Annotated in this window: 11 protein-coding genes and 1 tRNA gene; 8 read left to right on the top strand and 4 right to left on the bottom strand. The window is 70.8% G+C overall.

The genetic code is table 11. The features are described 5' to 3' along the window. The first annotated feature begins 8 nt into the window (after nt 1-8). Nucleotides 9-1,826 (top strand): glutamine--fructose-6-phosphate transaminase (isomerizing), encoded by a 1,818-nt coding sequence (gene glmS / locus ACIF9R_RS30640; RefSeq protein ID WP_399985651.1) that lies wholly within the window; start codon nt 9-11, stop codon nt 1,824-1,826. Between the two features lie 246 nt (nt 1,827-2,072). Here glmS and ACIF9R_RS30635 read toward each other — a convergent pair whose 3' ends face one another. Next, complete coding sequence (locus tag ACIF9R_RS30635; protein ID WP_399985650.1) at nt 2,073-2,600, bottom strand: universal stress protein; 528 nt, start codon at nt 2,598-2,600, stop codon at nt 2,073-2,075. Nucleotides 2,601-3,500: 900 nt separating this feature from the next. On the opposite strand from ACIF9R_RS30635, the gene ACIF9R_RS30630 reads away from it, so the two are divergent. From ACIF9R_RS30630 to ACIF9R_RS30620, 3 genes are all read left to right on the top strand, one after another. Next, nucleotides 3,501-4,742 (top strand): helix-turn-helix domain-containing protein, encoded by a 1,242-nt coding sequence (locus ACIF9R_RS30630; protein ID WP_399985649.1) that lies wholly within the window; start codon nt 3,501-3,503, stop codon nt 4,740-4,742. 653 nt (nt 4,743-5,395) lie between these two features. After that, nucleotides 5,396-5,998, top strand: a complete 603-nt coding sequence (gene orn, locus ACIF9R_RS30625) for an oligoribonuclease (RefSeq protein WP_399985648.1) — start codon at nt 5,396-5,398, stop codon at nt 5,996-5,998. Nucleotides 5,999-6,115: 117 nt separating this feature from the next. After that, a tRNA-His gene (locus tag ACIF9R_RS30620) sits at nt 6,116-6,188 on the top strand. A 277-nt stretch (nt 6,189-6,465) separates the two neighbouring features. Here ACIF9R_RS30620 and ACIF9R_RS30615 read toward each other — a convergent pair. After that, the gene (locus ACIF9R_RS30615; RefSeq protein WP_399985647.1) at nt 6,466-7,521 is read right to left on the bottom strand and encodes a LacI family DNA-binding transcriptional regulator; all 1,056 of its coding nucleotides are present in this window, start codon (nt 7,519-7,521) and stop codon (nt 6,466-6,468) included. A gap of 341 nt (nt 7,522-7,862) precedes the next feature. Here ACIF9R_RS30615 and ACIF9R_RS30610 point away from each other — a divergent pair, with 341 nt between their 5' ends. From ACIF9R_RS30610 to ACIF9R_RS30595, 4 genes are all read left to right on the top strand, one after another. Then, nucleotides 7,863-9,221, top strand: coding sequence for an ABC transporter substrate-binding protein (locus ACIF9R_RS30610; RefSeq protein WP_399985646.1), 1,359 nt, complete (start codon nt 7,863-7,865; stop codon nt 9,219-9,221). A gap of 5 nt (nt 9,222-9,226) precedes the next feature. Further along, entirely contained in the window at nt 9,227-10,237 is a 1,011-nt protein-coding gene (locus tag ACIF9R_RS30605) for a carbohydrate ABC transporter permease (RefSeq protein ID WP_399985699.1), read from the top strand. 12 nt (nt 10,238-10,249) lie between these two features. Next, nucleotides 10,250-11,152, top strand: a complete 903-nt coding sequence (locus ACIF9R_RS30600; RefSeq protein WP_399985645.1) for a carbohydrate ABC transporter permease — start codon at nt 10,250-10,252, stop codon at nt 11,150-11,152. Nucleotides 11,153-11,285: 133 nt separating this feature from the next. Next, nucleotides 11,286-12,725 carry a GH1 family beta-glucosidase gene (locus ACIF9R_RS30595; RefSeq protein ID WP_399985644.1) on the top strand — a complete coding sequence of 480 codons (1,440 nt, stop codon included), beginning with the start codon at nt 11,286-11,288 and terminating at the stop codon, nt 12,723-12,725. A 345-nt stretch (nt 12,726-13,070) separates the two neighbouring features. Here the strand turns inward: ACIF9R_RS30595 and ACIF9R_RS30590 are convergent, their stop codons facing one another. Together ACIF9R_RS30590 and ACIF9R_RS30585 are read right to left on the bottom strand one after the other, a co-directional pair. After that, nucleotides 13,071-14,480, bottom strand: coding sequence for a sensor histidine kinase (locus ACIF9R_RS30590; protein WP_399985643.1), 1,410 nt, complete (start codon nt 14,478-14,480; stop codon nt 13,071-13,073). Further along, nucleotides 14,477-15,205 (bottom strand): response regulator transcription factor, encoded by a 729-nt coding sequence (locus ACIF9R_RS30585; RefSeq protein WP_399985642.1) that lies wholly within the window; start codon nt 15,203-15,205, stop codon nt 14,477-14,479. The genes ACIF9R_RS30590 and ACIF9R_RS30585 overlap by 4 nt, the downstream gene beginning before the upstream one ends. Nucleotides 15,206-15,307: the final 102 nt, after the last annotated feature.

The raw sequence follows: 15,307 nt of genomic DNA, 5'->3' as shown, positions 1-15,307 counted from the left end.
CTACGTATATGTGCGGAATCGTCGGATACATCGGCAAGCGTGAGGTCGCGCCCCTGCTGCTCGAGGGCCTGCAGCGCCTGGAGTACCGCGGCTACGACTCGGCGGGCATCGCCGTGACGTCCCCGAAGACGGCCGGCCTGAAGATGGTCAAGGCCAAGGGCCGGGTCCGCGACCTGGAGGCCAAGGTCCCGGCGCGCTTCAAGGGCACGACCGGCATCGCCCACACCCGCTGGGCCACCCACGGCGCCCCCTCCGACGTGAACGCGCACCCGCACCTGGACGCCGAGGGCAAGGTCGCCGTCGTCCACAACGGCATCATCGACAACGCCTCCGACCTGCGCCGCAAGCTGGAGGCGGACGGCGTCGAGTTCCTCTCCGAGACGGACACCGAGGTCCTCACCCACCTCATCGCCCGCTCGCAGGCGGAGAAGCTGGAGGACAAGGTCCGCGAGACGGTGCGCCTCATCGAGGGCACCTACGGCATCGCCGTCCTGCACGCCGACTTCCCCGACCGCATCGTCGTCGCCCGCAACGGCTCCCCGGTCGTCCTCGGCATCGGCGAGAAGGAGATGTTCGTCGCCTCCGACATCGCCGCGCTGGTCGCCCACACCCGGCAGATAGTCACGCTGGACGACGGCGAGATGGCCACCCTCAAGGCCGACGACTTCCGCACCTACACCACCGAGGGCACCCGTACGACGGCCGAGCCGACCACGGTGGAGTGGGAGGCGGCCTCGTACGACATGGGCGGCCACGACACCTACATGCACAAGGAGATCCACGAGCAGGCGGAGGCCGTGGACCGCGTGCTGCGCGGCCGGATCGACGACCGCTTCTCCACCGTGCACCTCGGCGGCCTCAACCTGGACGCCCGCGAGGCGCGCCGGATCCGCCGCGTGAAGATCCTCGGCTGCGGCACCTCGTACCACGCCGGCATGATCGGCGCGCAGATGATCGAGGAGCTGGCCCGCATCCCCGCCGACGCCGAGCCGGCCTCGGAGTTCCGCTACCGCAACGCGGTCGTGGACCCCGACACCCTCTACGTCGCGGTCTCGCAGTCCGGTGAGACGTACGACGTGCTCGCCGCCGTGCAGGAGCTGAAGCGCAAGGGCGCGCGGGTGCTGGGCGTGGTCAACGTCGTCGGCTCCGCCATCGCCCGTGAGGCCGACGGCGGCGTGTACGTGCACGCCGGTCCCGAGGTCTGCGTGGTGTCGACCAAGTGCTTCACCAACACCACGGTCGCCTTCGCCCTGCTCGCCCTGCACCTGGGCCGCACCCGTGACCTGTCGGTGCGCGACGGCAAGCGGATCATCGAGGGCCTGCGCCGGCTGCCGGGGCAGATCGCCGAGATCATGGAGCAGGAGGAGGAGATCAAGAAGCTGGCCGAGCAGTACGCCGACGCCCGCTCCATGCTCTTCATCGGCCGTGTCCGAGGCTACCCGGTGGCCCGTGAGGCCTCCCTGAAGCTCAAGGAGGTCTCCTACATCCACGCCGAGGCCTACCCCGCCTCCGAGCTCAAGCACGGTCCGCTGGCCCTGATCGAGCCGGCGCTGCCCACGGTCGCGATCGTGCCGGACGACGACCTGCTGGAGAAGAACCGCGCGGCGATGGAGGAGATCAAGGCCCGCAGCGGCCAGATCCTCGCTGTCGCCCACCAGGCACAGGAGAAGGCCGACCACACCCTCCTCGTGCCCAAGAACGAGGACGAACTCGACCCCATCCTGATGGGCATCCCCCTCCAACTCCTCGCCTACCACACGGCGCTGGCCCTGGGCCGGGACATCGACAAGCCCCGCAACCTCGCCAAGTCGGTCACGGTCGAGTAGGACACCGCACAGAAGCGAACCGCTGCGCTGCCCCGACCCCGGGTGCAGCGCAGCACCCGCCCCGGGCAGCACACCGCCCCGCGGGCACGAACCGCCCCACCCCTCCGACACCCCGGGCAGCCCAACACCCCCAGGGGCGCGGGGAACTGCGCGACCCGCCCCCACCCGCCCGCACAGGCCGGACCACGGGCACGGGCACGAACCCCACGTACTGCCACCCCGCAAACGGGGTGGGGCCCATGATGCTTACGGGATAACGACAACCGGCCGCTGCGCCCGCTTCGCCAGCCTCCCGGCGACGGAACCGAACAGCCGCCCCACCAGACCGTGGGTGGAACCCACGACGATCGCGTCGGCAGAGTACTCCCGTCCCACCTCTTCGAGTTCATGGCAGATGTCCCCGCCACGCTCGACCAGGATCCACGGCACCTCGGTCAGATAGTCCGCACAGGCCAGCTCGAGTCCGAGCACCTCCGTGCGGTGATCCGGGACATCCACGAAGACCGGGGGTTCACAGCCCGCCCAGACCGTCGTGGGCAGCCGGTTGGCGACATGGACGATGATCAGGCCCGAGCCGAAACGCCGTGCCATGCCGATGGCGTACGCGAGGGCCCGTTCGCTGGAGGTCGAGCCGTCGAAGCCGACGACCACTCCGTGCCGGAAGGCGGGGTCGCAGGCGTGGCGTGACTCCTCCCCCGCCAGGGGTTCGGCCGCCGTGGGATCGGCGACCGGCCGCTTGCGGTCCGCTGGTTCGAAGAATTCGTGACCGGCCATGGCTGTCTCGGGGGTGTGATCCTTCTGTGGGGGACGACAGTGTGCGGCGGAGCTGTGTCCGGGAACGGTCTTCCCAACCCCATACCCCCAAGGGTACGGCGCCACGCCTCCTTAGCCCAGACCCCGCGCGTTCCGGCAGGCGGGTTCCCGGGAGCATGCCCGAGGGGGCGCCCGTCACGCAATGGTCGCTGTCCTGTACAGGCGGTTCGGGCGGGCTTCGCCGGCCACGGGAGCGAAGCCTTCCGGGCGGTCCGCCCCGGCCCCTCCGTGACGGAGGGGCCGGCCGTGACGGAGGGGCCGGCCGTGCGTTGAACCCCGTGAGCCTCGCCACAGGGAGCACCCGTGTCCGGTCCCGTCCCCGGGCGGGACCGTGCGACCGCGCCCTCCGGGGACCTGGCGGGCGACGTGGTCCGCCGGGCGACGTTCGGCTGCCTGCTCGTCCCGGCGGGGCGGGCGCCGGCGGGCCGGAACCCGAGCGCGAGGGAGCCGGCCGCACAATGGCGGGGATACACCGGTCGACTGACCGGTTTCGGCGCTCTCACCCGTAGCTTTTCAGCCAACTTCCGGCGGGTGTACGCCCCCTGCCCCCACCACCCCCCAACCCCCGTTCGACCTGCACGGAAAGGGTGTCGCGAGCCCCGCGCACCCTATGGGGATTGGCCACGACGACGAGGCGCACTTCCCTGCACGTCCCGCGAGTGCAACGCTTCGTGATCGAATGCTTTACGCCAAGTTGCCAAGTCGACAATGTGCCGGGTGACGAACTCGCCACCCGGCTGCAACTGGACACAGTAGATTCGATCTTGACGTCGTACGGCGGGGGACTCGTGCAGGACCGAGGGGAAACGTGCAGGAGCGACACAACCGAGGAGCCGCGACCACCGAGGGGGGCTTAGCAGTATGAGCCACGACTCCACTGCCGCGCCGGAAACCGCGGCCCGGAAACTCTCCGGGCGACGCCGCAAGGAGATCGTCGCGGTGCTGCTGTTCAGCGGCGGCCCCATCTTCGAGAGTTCCATTCCGCTGTCGGTGTTCGGGATTGACCGCCAGGACGCCGGCGTGCCGCGCTACCGCCTGCTGGTGTGCGGCGGCGAGGAGGGCCCGCTGCGGACCACAGGGGGCCTGGAACTCTCCGCGCCACATGGCCTGGAGGCGATATCCCGGGCGGGCACCGTCGTGGTGCCGGCCTGGCGTTCCATCACCTCGCCGCCACCCGAGGAATCGCTCGACGCGCTGCGCCGGGCCCATGAGGAGGGCGCCCGCATCGTCGGGTTGTGCACCGGCGCCTTCGTCCTCGCGGCGGCGGGACTGCTGGACAGCCGGCCCGCGACCACCCACTGGATGTACGCGCCGACGCTGGCGAAACGCTATCCGTCGGTGCACGTCGACCCACGGGAACTCTTCGTGGACGACGGGGACGTCCTGACGTCGGCGGGCACCGCGGCCGGCATCGACCTGTGCCTGCACATCGTGCGCACGGACCACGGCAACGAGGCGGCCGGCGCGCTCGCCCGCCGCCTGGTGGTACCGCCGCGCCGCAGTGGCGGTCAGGAGCGCTACCTCGATCGGTCTTTACCCGAGGAGATCGGTGCCGACCCGCTCGCGGAGGTCGTCGCCTGGGCGCTGGAGCACCTGCACGAGCAGTTCGACGTGGAGACGCTCGCGGCCCGCGCGTACATGAGCCGTCGTACGTTCGACCGCCGCTTCCGCTCGCTGACCGGCAGCGCGCCGCTGCAGTGGCTGATCACCCAGCGGGTGCTCCAGGCGCAGCGGCTGCTGGAGACGTCGGACTACTCGGTGGACGAGGTGGCCGGGCGGTGCGGCTTCCGCTCGCCGGTCGCGCTGCGCGGGCACTTCCGGCGCCAGCTGGGTTCGTCCCCGGCCGCCTACCGGGCCGCGTATCGCGCGCGGCGCCCTCAGGCCGACCGGAACCAGGACAGCGAGGCCGCCCCGCACGGCCAGGGGCCCGTCCCGTCGGTCCCGTCCGGCCAGCCCGGTCACAGCGGGCACCCGCTGCCGCCCGCGCTGCACCCGGACAGCCCGCTGCCGCACCAGTCCCGCCGCACGGCGGCGGCCGGCGCCCTGGGCCCGTCCCTGACGGCGTCGGCGCCGGGTGTACCGGGGCAGCGCAGCGCGCCGTGAGATGACACCGGCGTACGGCGGGCCGGAGGCCATCGGCCTCCGGCCCGCCTCGTACGACACGGAGCAACGCCGGCCCGCACATCGCACCCGGCGCGCGGCCCCGAGGACAACGCCCGTCCAAGGCCGACCCGGGGCCCGGGGCGGCAGCTCTTCGGCCGACAGCCACACCGGACCGACACCACCACCACTCCCCCCCGGCCCGAAACACCGAGCCCACCTGGCGCCCTACGGAGCAACACGGCCCGCACATCGCGCCCGGCACCCGAGCGCAACGCCCGTCCAAGGCCGACCCGGGGTCCAGGGACGACAGCCCCGGCCGAACGTCACACCACACCGACACCACCACCACTCCCCCCCGGCCCGAATCTCCAGCCCGTCCGACACCTGAGGACCAGGCCCGCCCAAGGATGACCCGGAGGCCCGGAAGACCCGGGCCCTCGGGGGCCCGGAGACCCGGGGGCCCGGAGACCCGGAGGACCCGGGCCCTCGGGAGCCCGGGAGCGGCAGCCCCGAGATGGTCGCGTCGACGCGGGCACGTCACAGCACCGGCCTACACGGTCCGGCCCGGCGCAGCGCCCCGCACGGGTACCTCACAGCAACCGGCGCTCCACCACCCGGTCCGGTACAGCGCGGCGCCCCGTAAGGTTAGGCACATGAACGATCGCATGGTGTGGATCGACTGCGAGATGACCGGCCTCTCGCTGTCGGACGACGCACTCATCGAAGTGGCCGCCCTCGTCACCGACTCCGAGCTGAACGTGCTCGGCGAGGGCGTGGACATCGTCATCCGCCCGCCGGAGCGGGCCCTGGAGACGATGCCGGAGGTGGTGCGGGAGATGCACACCGCGTCCGGTCTGCTCGACGAGCTGGCGGGCGGCACGACGCTGGAGGAGGCCGAGCGGCGGGTCCTGGACTACGTGAAGGAACACGTCAAGGAGCCCGGCAAGGCCCCCCTGTGCGGCAACAGCGTCGGCACCGACCGCGGGTTCCTGCTGCGGGACATGCCGACCCTGGAGGACTACCTGCACTACCGCATCGTGGACGTGTCCAGCGTCAAGGAGCTGGCCCGCCGCTGGTACCCGAGGGCGTACTTCAACAGTCCCGAGAAGAACGGCAACCACCGGGCCCTCGCCGACATCCGCGAGTCCATCGCGGAGCTGCGCTACTACCGCGAGGCCGTCTTCGTACCGCAGCCGGGACCCGACTCGGACACCGCGAAGAAGATCGCCGCCAAGCACGTACTGCCCGCTCAGTAGGCATTGGGAGGGCCTGGAGGACCCTCGCGGAAAGCCGTGCGCGAGCACCCCTTCGGACCCTGTACACTTTTTCTCGGCCGGTCGGAGAAGTCACTGACCTCGACCGACAAGGCCATGGTGGGTGTAGCTCAGCTGGTAGAGCACCTGGTTGTGGTCCAGGATGTCGCGGGTTCAAGTCCCGTCACTCACCCTCACCAGTCAGCCGGTGACCTGTCTCAGGTCACCGGCTGAGGTCGTTCCGGTTCGAGGCCCGTGGCGATCTCCGTGGAGACGGCAGCCCGGGAAGCGTCCCGGTGAGGCGGGTGGAACGTCGGACGGCGCGTGGGCCAGGCCCCTGGCCCACGGATTCCGGCGCCTTGATCCGCTACACCACCGGGCGGACACCGGGCGGAACGCCATCGAGCGGCGGCGCCCGTGAGCGGCGGCGCCCGTGAGCCACGCGCGGTCCGGGCCCGTGAACGGCGGCGTCACGACGACGCGCGGGGCACCAGCTCCGTGGCCAGCACCATCTGGTGGCGCTCCAGCCCCCGGGACACCGCCGGCCGGCGGTCGGCGACCTCGGCGAGAAGCAGGTCGATCATCGCGCGGCCCATCTCCACGATGGGCTGGCGCACGCTGGTCAGCGGCGGGTCCATGTGGCGGGCGATGGCGGAGTCGTCGTAGCCGACCAGCGCCACGTCCTCGGGGATGCGGCGGCCCGCCTCACGCAGGGCGTGCCGGGCACCGGCCGCAGTGACGTCCGAGGCGGCGAAGACGGCGTCCAGGTCGGGACGGCGCTCCAGCAGGGCCTCCATCGCGCGCCGGCCGCCCTCCTCGGAGAAGTCACCCGGTTCGATCAACAGCTCATCCACCTCGTGGCCCGCCTCCCGCAGGGCCTCGCGGTAGCCGTCGGTACGCCGCTGGGCGCCGTACACGTCCAGACGCCCGGTGATGTGGGCTATGGAGCGCCGGCCGCGGCCGAGGAGATGCTCGACCGCCTGCCGGGCGCCGCCGAAGTTGTCGGAGTCCACCGAGGCGAGCGTCTCCGCGGCGGAGCGGGGGCCGCTGATCACCGCGGGGATCTCCAGCTGGGACAGCATGTCGGGCAGCGGGTCGTCGGCGTGCACCGAGACCAGCAGGACGCCGTCCACCCGGTGGGCGGCCAGGTAGTCGGCGAGCCGCTGACGCTCCCGGTCGCTGCCCGCGAAGATCAGCAGCAGCTGCATCTCGGTCTCGGACAGCGCCGCGCCGACTCCCCGGAGCATGTCGGAGAAGTACGGCTCGGCGAAGAACCGGGTCTCCGGCTCGGGCACGACCAGGGCGATGGCGTCCGTGCGGTTGGCGGCCAGCGCACGTGCGGCATTGTTCGGGACGTAACCGAGCTCGGCGACCGCCGCCTCCACGAGGGCGCGTGTGGCGTCGCTCACCCGGGGCGAGCCGTTGATCACCCGGGAAACCGTGCCCCGGCCCACCCCGGCGCGCGCGGCCACCTCTTCGAGAGTGGGTCGGCCGCCGCTTCGGCCCCGCGCTCCGTGGCTTGCCATCGGCCCCGCCTTCCTTCGTATGTCACGCTGGCCTGGAATCTAACAGCCGCGGCCGTGACGGTGACCACGCCGGACGGCCGGCGTGCGGACTGCTGGGTTCCGTGAGCGCGTCCGCAACGCCAAGTTAACAGGCAGATAACTGAACACACTTTGCCTCGTCTGTTCCCTTGACACCCCCGCCCGGACCCGCGACTCTTCAACACATCACTTGTGGGAGCGCTCCCACGGTACCTGACACATACACAACCCGCACGTTCCCCGCCCGAGCCGCAAGCGCAACACACGGGTCCAACAGAGCCGTTGGCCGGGGGGTCGGTACGTCAGGGCAACAGGAGGACGCAATGCGAGCACGTACCCTCCCCCTCTCCCGTCAGCGGTCGGGCGGGGGGAAGCCCATCGCCCGTAAGGCACTGGCCATCGCGGCCGTGGTGTCGCTGGGCACCGGGCTGCTGGCCGGCTGTGCCGACGACGGTGGAGACGACTCCGGATCCTCGTCCGGCGACAATTCGGGCAAGACCACGATCACCCTGGGTCTCTTCGGCACCATGGGCTTCAAGGAAGCCGGTCTCTACGACGAGTACGAGAAGCTCAACCCCGACATCAACATCGAAGAGAACGTGATCGAGCGGAACGAGAACTACTACCCCGCTCTCCTGAACCACCTGACCACCAACAGTGGTCTGATGGACGTCCAGGCCGTCGAGGTCGGCAACATCGCCGAGGTCGTCGCCACCCAGGCGGACAAGTTCGCGGACATGTCCAAGGCCGAGGGTGTGAAGAAGGAAGGCTGGCTCGACTGGAAGTGGGAGCAGGCCACGGCCAAGAGCGGCGAGACCATCGCGCTCGGCACCGACATCGGCCCGATGGCCATCTGCTACCGCAAGGACCTCTTCGAGAAGGCCGGTCTGCCCACCGACCGCGAGCAGGTCGGCAAGCTGTGGGCCGGGGACTGGAACAAGTTCCTCGCCACCGGTGAGAAGTTCAAGAAGAAGGCCGACAAGGGCACCTACTTCATGGACTCCCCCGGCGGTCTGCTCAACGCGGTCCTCGCCAGCGAGGAGGAGAAGTTCTACGACGCCTCGGGCGAGGTCATCTACAAGACCAACCCCGCCGTCAAGGGTGCCTTCGACCTGACCGCCGAGGCGGCCGAGAAGGGCCTGGTCCAGGCGCAGACCCAGTTCCAGCCGGCCTGGGACACCACCATCGCGAACAGCAAGTTCGCCACCATGGCCTGCCCGCCGTGGATGCTCGGCTACATCAAGGGCAAGTCGCAGCCGGACGCCGTCGGCAAGTGGGACGTCGCCGTGGCGCCCAAGTCCGGCAACTGGGGCGGCTCCTTCCTGGGCGTGCCCAAGAGCGGCAAGAACGTCGAGGAGGCGCAGAAGCTGGTCGCCTGGCTGACCGCGCCGGAGCAGCAGGCCAAGCTGTTCGCCGTGCAGGGCAGCGTCCCGAGCGCCCCGGCCGCGTACGACATGCCGGAGGTGCAGAACGGCAAGAACGACATGACCGGTGACGCGCCGATCGGCAAGATCTTCTCCGAGGCCGCCCAGCAGATCCCGGTCCAGGTCATCGGTGCCAAGGACCAGATCATCCAGCAGGGCCTGACGGACAACGGCGTCATCCTGGTGACGAAGGGCAAGTCCGCCGAGGAAGCCTGGGAGACGGCCACCAAGACCATCGACAACAACCTGGACAAGTGACCCGAATGGCCACCCGCTCCGACTCCGCCGCGTCCCCCGTCAAGGGGGGCGCGGCCCCGGGCCGTCCGCCCGGCGGCTCCTCCCTGGACAAGGAAGCCAAGCGCCGGGCCAAGCTGTCCCGTCGCTGGCAGCGCGACGCGCGCTGGAGCCCGTACACGTTCGTCTCGCCGTTCTTCCTGCTGTTCGCCGCCTTCGGCCTGTTCCCGCTGATCTGGACCGGCTGGGCCTCGCTGCACCAGGTCGAGCTGACCGCCCCGACCGACATGAACTGGGTCGGGCTGAAGAACTACACCCGGATCTTCGACGACGACTTCTTCTGGAACGCGGCGCAGAACACGCTGACCATCGGCGTCATCTCGACCGTTCCCCAGCTGATGATCGCGATGGGCATCGCCCACATCCTCAACTACAAGCTGCGTGCCTCGACCTTCTACCGGGTCGCGATGCTCGCGCCGTACGCCACCTCGATCGCCGCCGCCACCCTGGTGTTCGTGCTGCTCTACGGGCGTGACTACGGCATGATCAACTGGGCGCTGGGCTCGGTCGGGATCGACCCGATCGCCTGGCAGGACGACAAGTGGCCCGGTCAGATCGCCGTGTCGACCATCATCATCTGGCGCTGGACCGGCTACAACGCGCTGATCTACCTGGCCGCGATGCAGGCGATCCCGCAGGACCTGTACGAGTCGGCGGCGCTGGACGGCGCCAGCCGCTGGAAGCAGTTCCTGCACGTCACTCTGCCGTCGCTGCGTCCGACGATCCTGTTCACCGTGGTCGTCTCGACGATCGGCGCCAGCCAGGTCTTCGGCGAGCCGCTGCTGTTCGACCCCAACAAGGGCGCGTCGGGCGGCGCGGAGCACCAGTTCCAGACGCTCGGCCTGTACCTGTACGAGCAGGGCTGGGTGAACCAGCACCTGGGCCGTGCCTCGGCGATCGCCTGGACGATGTTCGCGATCCTGATCGTCATCGGCATCATCAACCACGTCATCTCGCGCCGGCTGCGCGCCAGCAGTTAAGGAGTTGTGGCCGTGACGACGACTGTGACGCCCCCCAAGACAACGCCCGCCAAGCACAAGCGCTCGCGCCTGCCCAAGTCCGCGCGGGCTGGTGGCACGCTGCACGGCGGTCCGATCGCGTACGCGATCCTGATCGTGTTCACGCTCGTATCGCTGTTCCCGCTGGTCTGGACCGCGATCGCCGCGTCCCGGGACAACCAGCGCCTGGCGCAGACCCCGCCGCCGTTCTGGTTCGGCTCGAACCTCTTCAAGAACCTGGAGGTCGCCTGGACCGAGGCCAATCTCGGTGAGGCGTTCCTCAACACCACGATCGTGGCGGGCACCTCCGCGGTGACCATCGTCGTGCTGTCGACCATCGCGGGGTTCGCCTTCGCCAAGCTGCGCTTCAAGGGCCGCAACGCGCTGATGCTGATCGTCATCGGCACGATGATGATCCCGCCGCAGCTCAGCATCATCCCGCTGTACATGATGGTCGCCAAGCTCGACTGGACCGACCAGCTGCAGGCGGTCATCTTCCCGTCGCTGGTCAGCGCGTTCGGCGTGTTCTTCATGCGGCAGTACCTGCTCCAGGCACTGCCGGACGAGGTGATCGAGGCCGCCAGGGTGGACGGCGCGAGCAGCTGGCGTGTGATCTGGCACGTGGTGTTCCCCGCCGCGCGGCCGGCGATGGCCGTGCTCGGCATGCTGATGTTCGTCCAGGCCTGGAACGACTTCCTGTGGCCGTTCCTGGTGCTGACCCAGACCGGTAATCCGACCGTGCAGGTCGCGGTCGCCGGCCTGGGCCGGGGCTACACCCCGGACCAGTCCCTGATCATGGCCGGTGCGCTGCTGGGCACGCTGCCCCTGCTGCTGGTCTTCGCGATCTTCGGCAAGCAGATCGTGGGCGGCATCATGCAGGGCGCCGTCAAGGGCTGATCCCCACTCGTCCACGTATCCCTGGGGGCCGGGTCACCGCCGCCTCGGCCCCTTCTCACCCCCCTCGGCCCTGCGCCCTGGTCTGTTCCTTCGTACTTGTCGGTCTTCCACGACCTCCTATGGGAGCGCTTCCATGCCTGACTCCGCAACGCCGGCGACCCCGGTGACCTTTCCTTCCGCCTTCCTCTGGGGCGCCGCGACCTCCGCGTACCAGATCGAGGGGGCGGTGCGGGAGGACGGACGTACCCCTTCCATCTGGGACACCTTCAGCCACACGCCGGGAAAGACCGCCGGCGGCGAGACCGGTGACATCGCTGTCGACCACTACCACCGCTACCGCGATGACGTGGCGCTGATGGCGGACCTGAACCTGAGCGCCTACCGCTTCTCCGTCTCCTGGTCGCGGGTGCAGCCGACGGGGCGCGGCCCGGCCGTGCAGCGCGGTCTCGACTTCTACCGCAAGCTGGTCGACGAACTGCTGGCGAAGGGCATCAAGCCGGCCGTCACCCTCTACCACTGGGACCTGCCGCAGGAGCTGGAGGACGCGGGCGGCTGGCCCGAGCGCGACACCGCGTACCGTTTCGCGGAGTACGCGCAGATCGTCGGCGAGGCGCTCGGCGACCGGGTGGAGAACTGGATCACCCTCAACGAGCCGTGGTGCAGCGCCTTCCTCGGCTACGCCTCCGGGGTGCACGCGCCCGGCCGCACCGACCCGGCGGCCTCGCTGCGGGCCGCCCACCATCTGAACCTGGCGCACGGCCTGGGCACCAAGGCGCTGCGCTCGGTGATGCCGGTCCGCAACCAGATCTCGCTCAGCCTCAACACCTCGGTGGTGCGGCCCCTCTCGCCGAGCGACCCGGCGGACCGGGCGGCGGCGCGCAAGATCGACGACCTGTCCGGCGGCATCTTCCACGGCCCGATCCTGCACGGCGCCTACCCGGAGACCCTGCTGGAGGCGACCTCCTCGCTCACCGACTGGTCCTGCATCGAGGACGGCGACCTGGACCTGATCCACCAGCCGATCGACGCCCTCGGCCTCAACTACTACACGCCCACCCTGGTCTCGGCGGCGGACCCGAACGCCAAGGGCCCGCGGGCCGACGGACACGGGGCGAGCGAGCACTCGCCGTGGCCCGCCGCGGACGACGTCGCCTTCCACCAGTCGCCGGGCGAGCAGACCGAGATGGGCTGGTCCGTCGACCCGACCGGCCTGCACGAGCTGATCATGCGCTACCAGCGTGAGGCGCCCGGACTGCCGCTGTACATCACCGAGAACGGCGCCGCCTTCGACGACAAGCCGGACGCCGACGGCAAGGTGCACGACCCCGAGCGCGTCGCCTATCTGCACGGCCACCTGTCGGCCGTGCGCCAGGCCATCGCCGACGGCGCGGACGTGCGCGGCTACTTCCTGTGGTCCCTGCTGGACAACTTCGAGTGGGCGTACGGCTACGACAAGCGCTTCGGCGCGGTCTACGTCGACTACGTCACCCAGCAGCGCACCCCGAAGTCCAGCGCCCTGTGGTACGCGCGGGCGGCCAAGGCGGGAGCACTTCCGGACCCTGAGAGCACCTGACCTGCTCTGGGTCCGGAGGAACGGGGGTCGCGGGGTACGGGGGGACGGGGCGCGGTGTCCTTGGGGGATGTCGCGCCCCGTTCGCATGGGGCGCGGTGTCCCTGGGGGTGTCGCGCCCCGTTCACGTGTCCGGGCCCGCCCGGGGGAGTGCCGCGCCCCGTTCGTGTGTCCGGCTGCCACCGGACGCGCGGGTGCCCCGGCCGGGTGGGGGGGGGTGGACCGGCCGGGGCACTCGCTTCCCCGTTCTCGTGCGGCTCCTTGCCGTAGGGGGATGGCGGCACGCCAGCGATCCGGGATCGGGCAAAACTCCTGTTCCGGGAGGTGGTCGGTGATCTTAGGGTGCGCTTAAGGAAGGGATCGGGACCGGTTAAAGGTCGCCCTCAGCCGTCCCGGTCCGCGCCGGCGCATCGTGCCCCGGTGCCCGCGGCGCCGGGGTGCCCGCTCACGTCCGTCGAGCTGGATCCAGATGCGCACCTCGGTCCCGCCGAGCACCGACGAGCCGATCCGTACGTCCCCGCCGGTGGCCTCGGCGAGCCGGCGCACGATGTCCAGGCCGAGCCCGGTGGAGCCGTCGCTGCCGGAGCCCCGGCCGCGGGCCATCGCCGCATCGGGGTCGGGTATGCCGGGGCCCGCGTCGGAGACCAGGACGATCACCGCGTCCTCGCCGTTGTGCACGTCGACCGCGAACGCGGTGCCCTCGGCGGTGTGCCGGAAGACATTGCCGAGCAGCGCGTCGAGGGCGGCGGCCAGATCGGAGCGGGCCACGGGTATGCGCACCGGCCGGTCGGCGCCGGCCATCCGCCATTTGCGGCCCTCGTCCTCGGCGAGCGCCGACCAGAACTCCATCCGCTCGCGGATCACTTCGGCCGCGTCGCATCCGGCGCCGGGACCGGCCGCGGCCGTCTGCGGCTTGGCTTCGCGGGCGGTGCGGATGATGGTGTCCACCTCGCGCTCCAGCTGCTCGACCGCGACCCGGGTCTGCTCGGCGGCCGGACCGTCGCCGAGGGAAGCGGCGTTGAGCCGCAGCACGGTCAGCGGTGTCCGCAGGCGGTGGGAGAGGTCGGCGGCCAGCTCCCGCTCGTTGGCGAGGAGTTGGACGACCTGGTCGGCCATGGAGTTGAACGCCACGGCCGCCAGCCGCAGTTCGGTCGGCCCCGTCTCCCTGACCCGGGCGCCCAGCTTCCCCTCCCCCAGTTCGTGCGCCCCCTCGACCAGCCGCTGCGCGGGCCGCACCATCCGCACACCCAGCCGGTCGGCGACCGCGACCGAGCCGAGGATCAGCGCGACCCCGACCCCGGCGAGCACCGCCCATGCCGTGCCCACCCCGTTGGTGACCTCGGCCTCGGGGACGAACACCTCGACCACGGCGATCTCACCACTGCTCAGCGCGACCGGCTGGAGCAGCGTCGAGCCGCCGGACACAGTGGACGTGGAGGCGCGGCCCAGTTCCCGCACCGCCGCGATGTCCTCGGGGGCGGCCCGCCTGCGCCCCATCTCGATCGCCTCGCTCCCGTCCCCGGCCGGGATGTGCACGGCCATGCCGGTGTCGGATCCGGTGGAGGCGACGACGCGTTCGAGCTGGTCGCGGTCGGTGGTGATGGACAGTGCGGGGGCCACGGCCGCCGCCTCCCGCTCGGCATTGGAGAACGCCCGGTCTCGCGCCATCTCCCGGATGACCAGACCGAGCGGCACCGCGAAGGCCACCACCACCATGGCGGTCACCGCCAGCGACACCTTGACCAGGGCCCACCTCATCGCGGTGGCTCCGCTCCCGGCGCGAGCGGCGCCTGCCCGGCGGGCGGTTCCAGCTTCACGCCGACGCCGCGCAGGGTGTGCAGATAGCGGGGCCGGGCGGCGGTCTCCCCCAGCTTGCGGCGCAGCCAGGACAGATGGACGTCGATGGTCTGGTCGTCGCCGTAGGACTGCTGCCACACCTCGGCGAGCAGCTCCTTGCGGGCCACGACCACACCGGGCCGCCCGGCGAGGAAGGCGAGCAGATCGAACTCACGGCGGGTCAGGTCGAGTCGGGTGCCGTCCAGTTCGGCCTGGCGGCGCAGCGGGTCCACGGTCAGTCCGCCGACCCGGATCACCGGCGAGGGAGCGCTCTCCCCGCCGCCGGAGCGGGCACGGCGCAGTACGGCCGCCATCCGGGCCGAGAGGTGTTCCACCGAGAAGGGCTTGGTCAGGTAGTCGTCCGCGCCGGCGTTCAACAGCCGTACGACCTCCGTCTCGTCGTCCCGGGCGGTGGCGACGATGACGGGGACGTCGGTGATGCCGCGCAGCATCTTCAGTGCCTCGGAGCCGTCGAGATCGGGCAGTCCGAGGTCCAGGACGACCACGTCGAAACGGAAATGGGCGACCTCGCGCAGCGCCTCCAGCGCCGTGCCCACACTCCGCACGGTGTGCGAGGCGTCGGTCAGCTGCCGGATCAGCGCCGAGCGTACGAACGGGTCGTCCTCGACCACGAGAACACTTGCCATGGGCGGCACCGTACGCCATGCCGGGCGGGGCCCGTCGGGGCCTGTGGACAACTCCGGGCACCGCTGCGGGCGCGACACCGGCGGGGCGGGTGGGGCAGTATG

It is taken from the genome of Streptomyces sp. NPDC086080 (genome assembly GCF_044540255.1).
Classification (GTDB): domain Bacteria; phylum Actinomycetota; class Actinomycetes; order Streptomycetales; family Streptomycetaceae; genus Streptomyces.
This window is presented reverse-complemented; position numbering and strand designations above follow the sequence as displayed.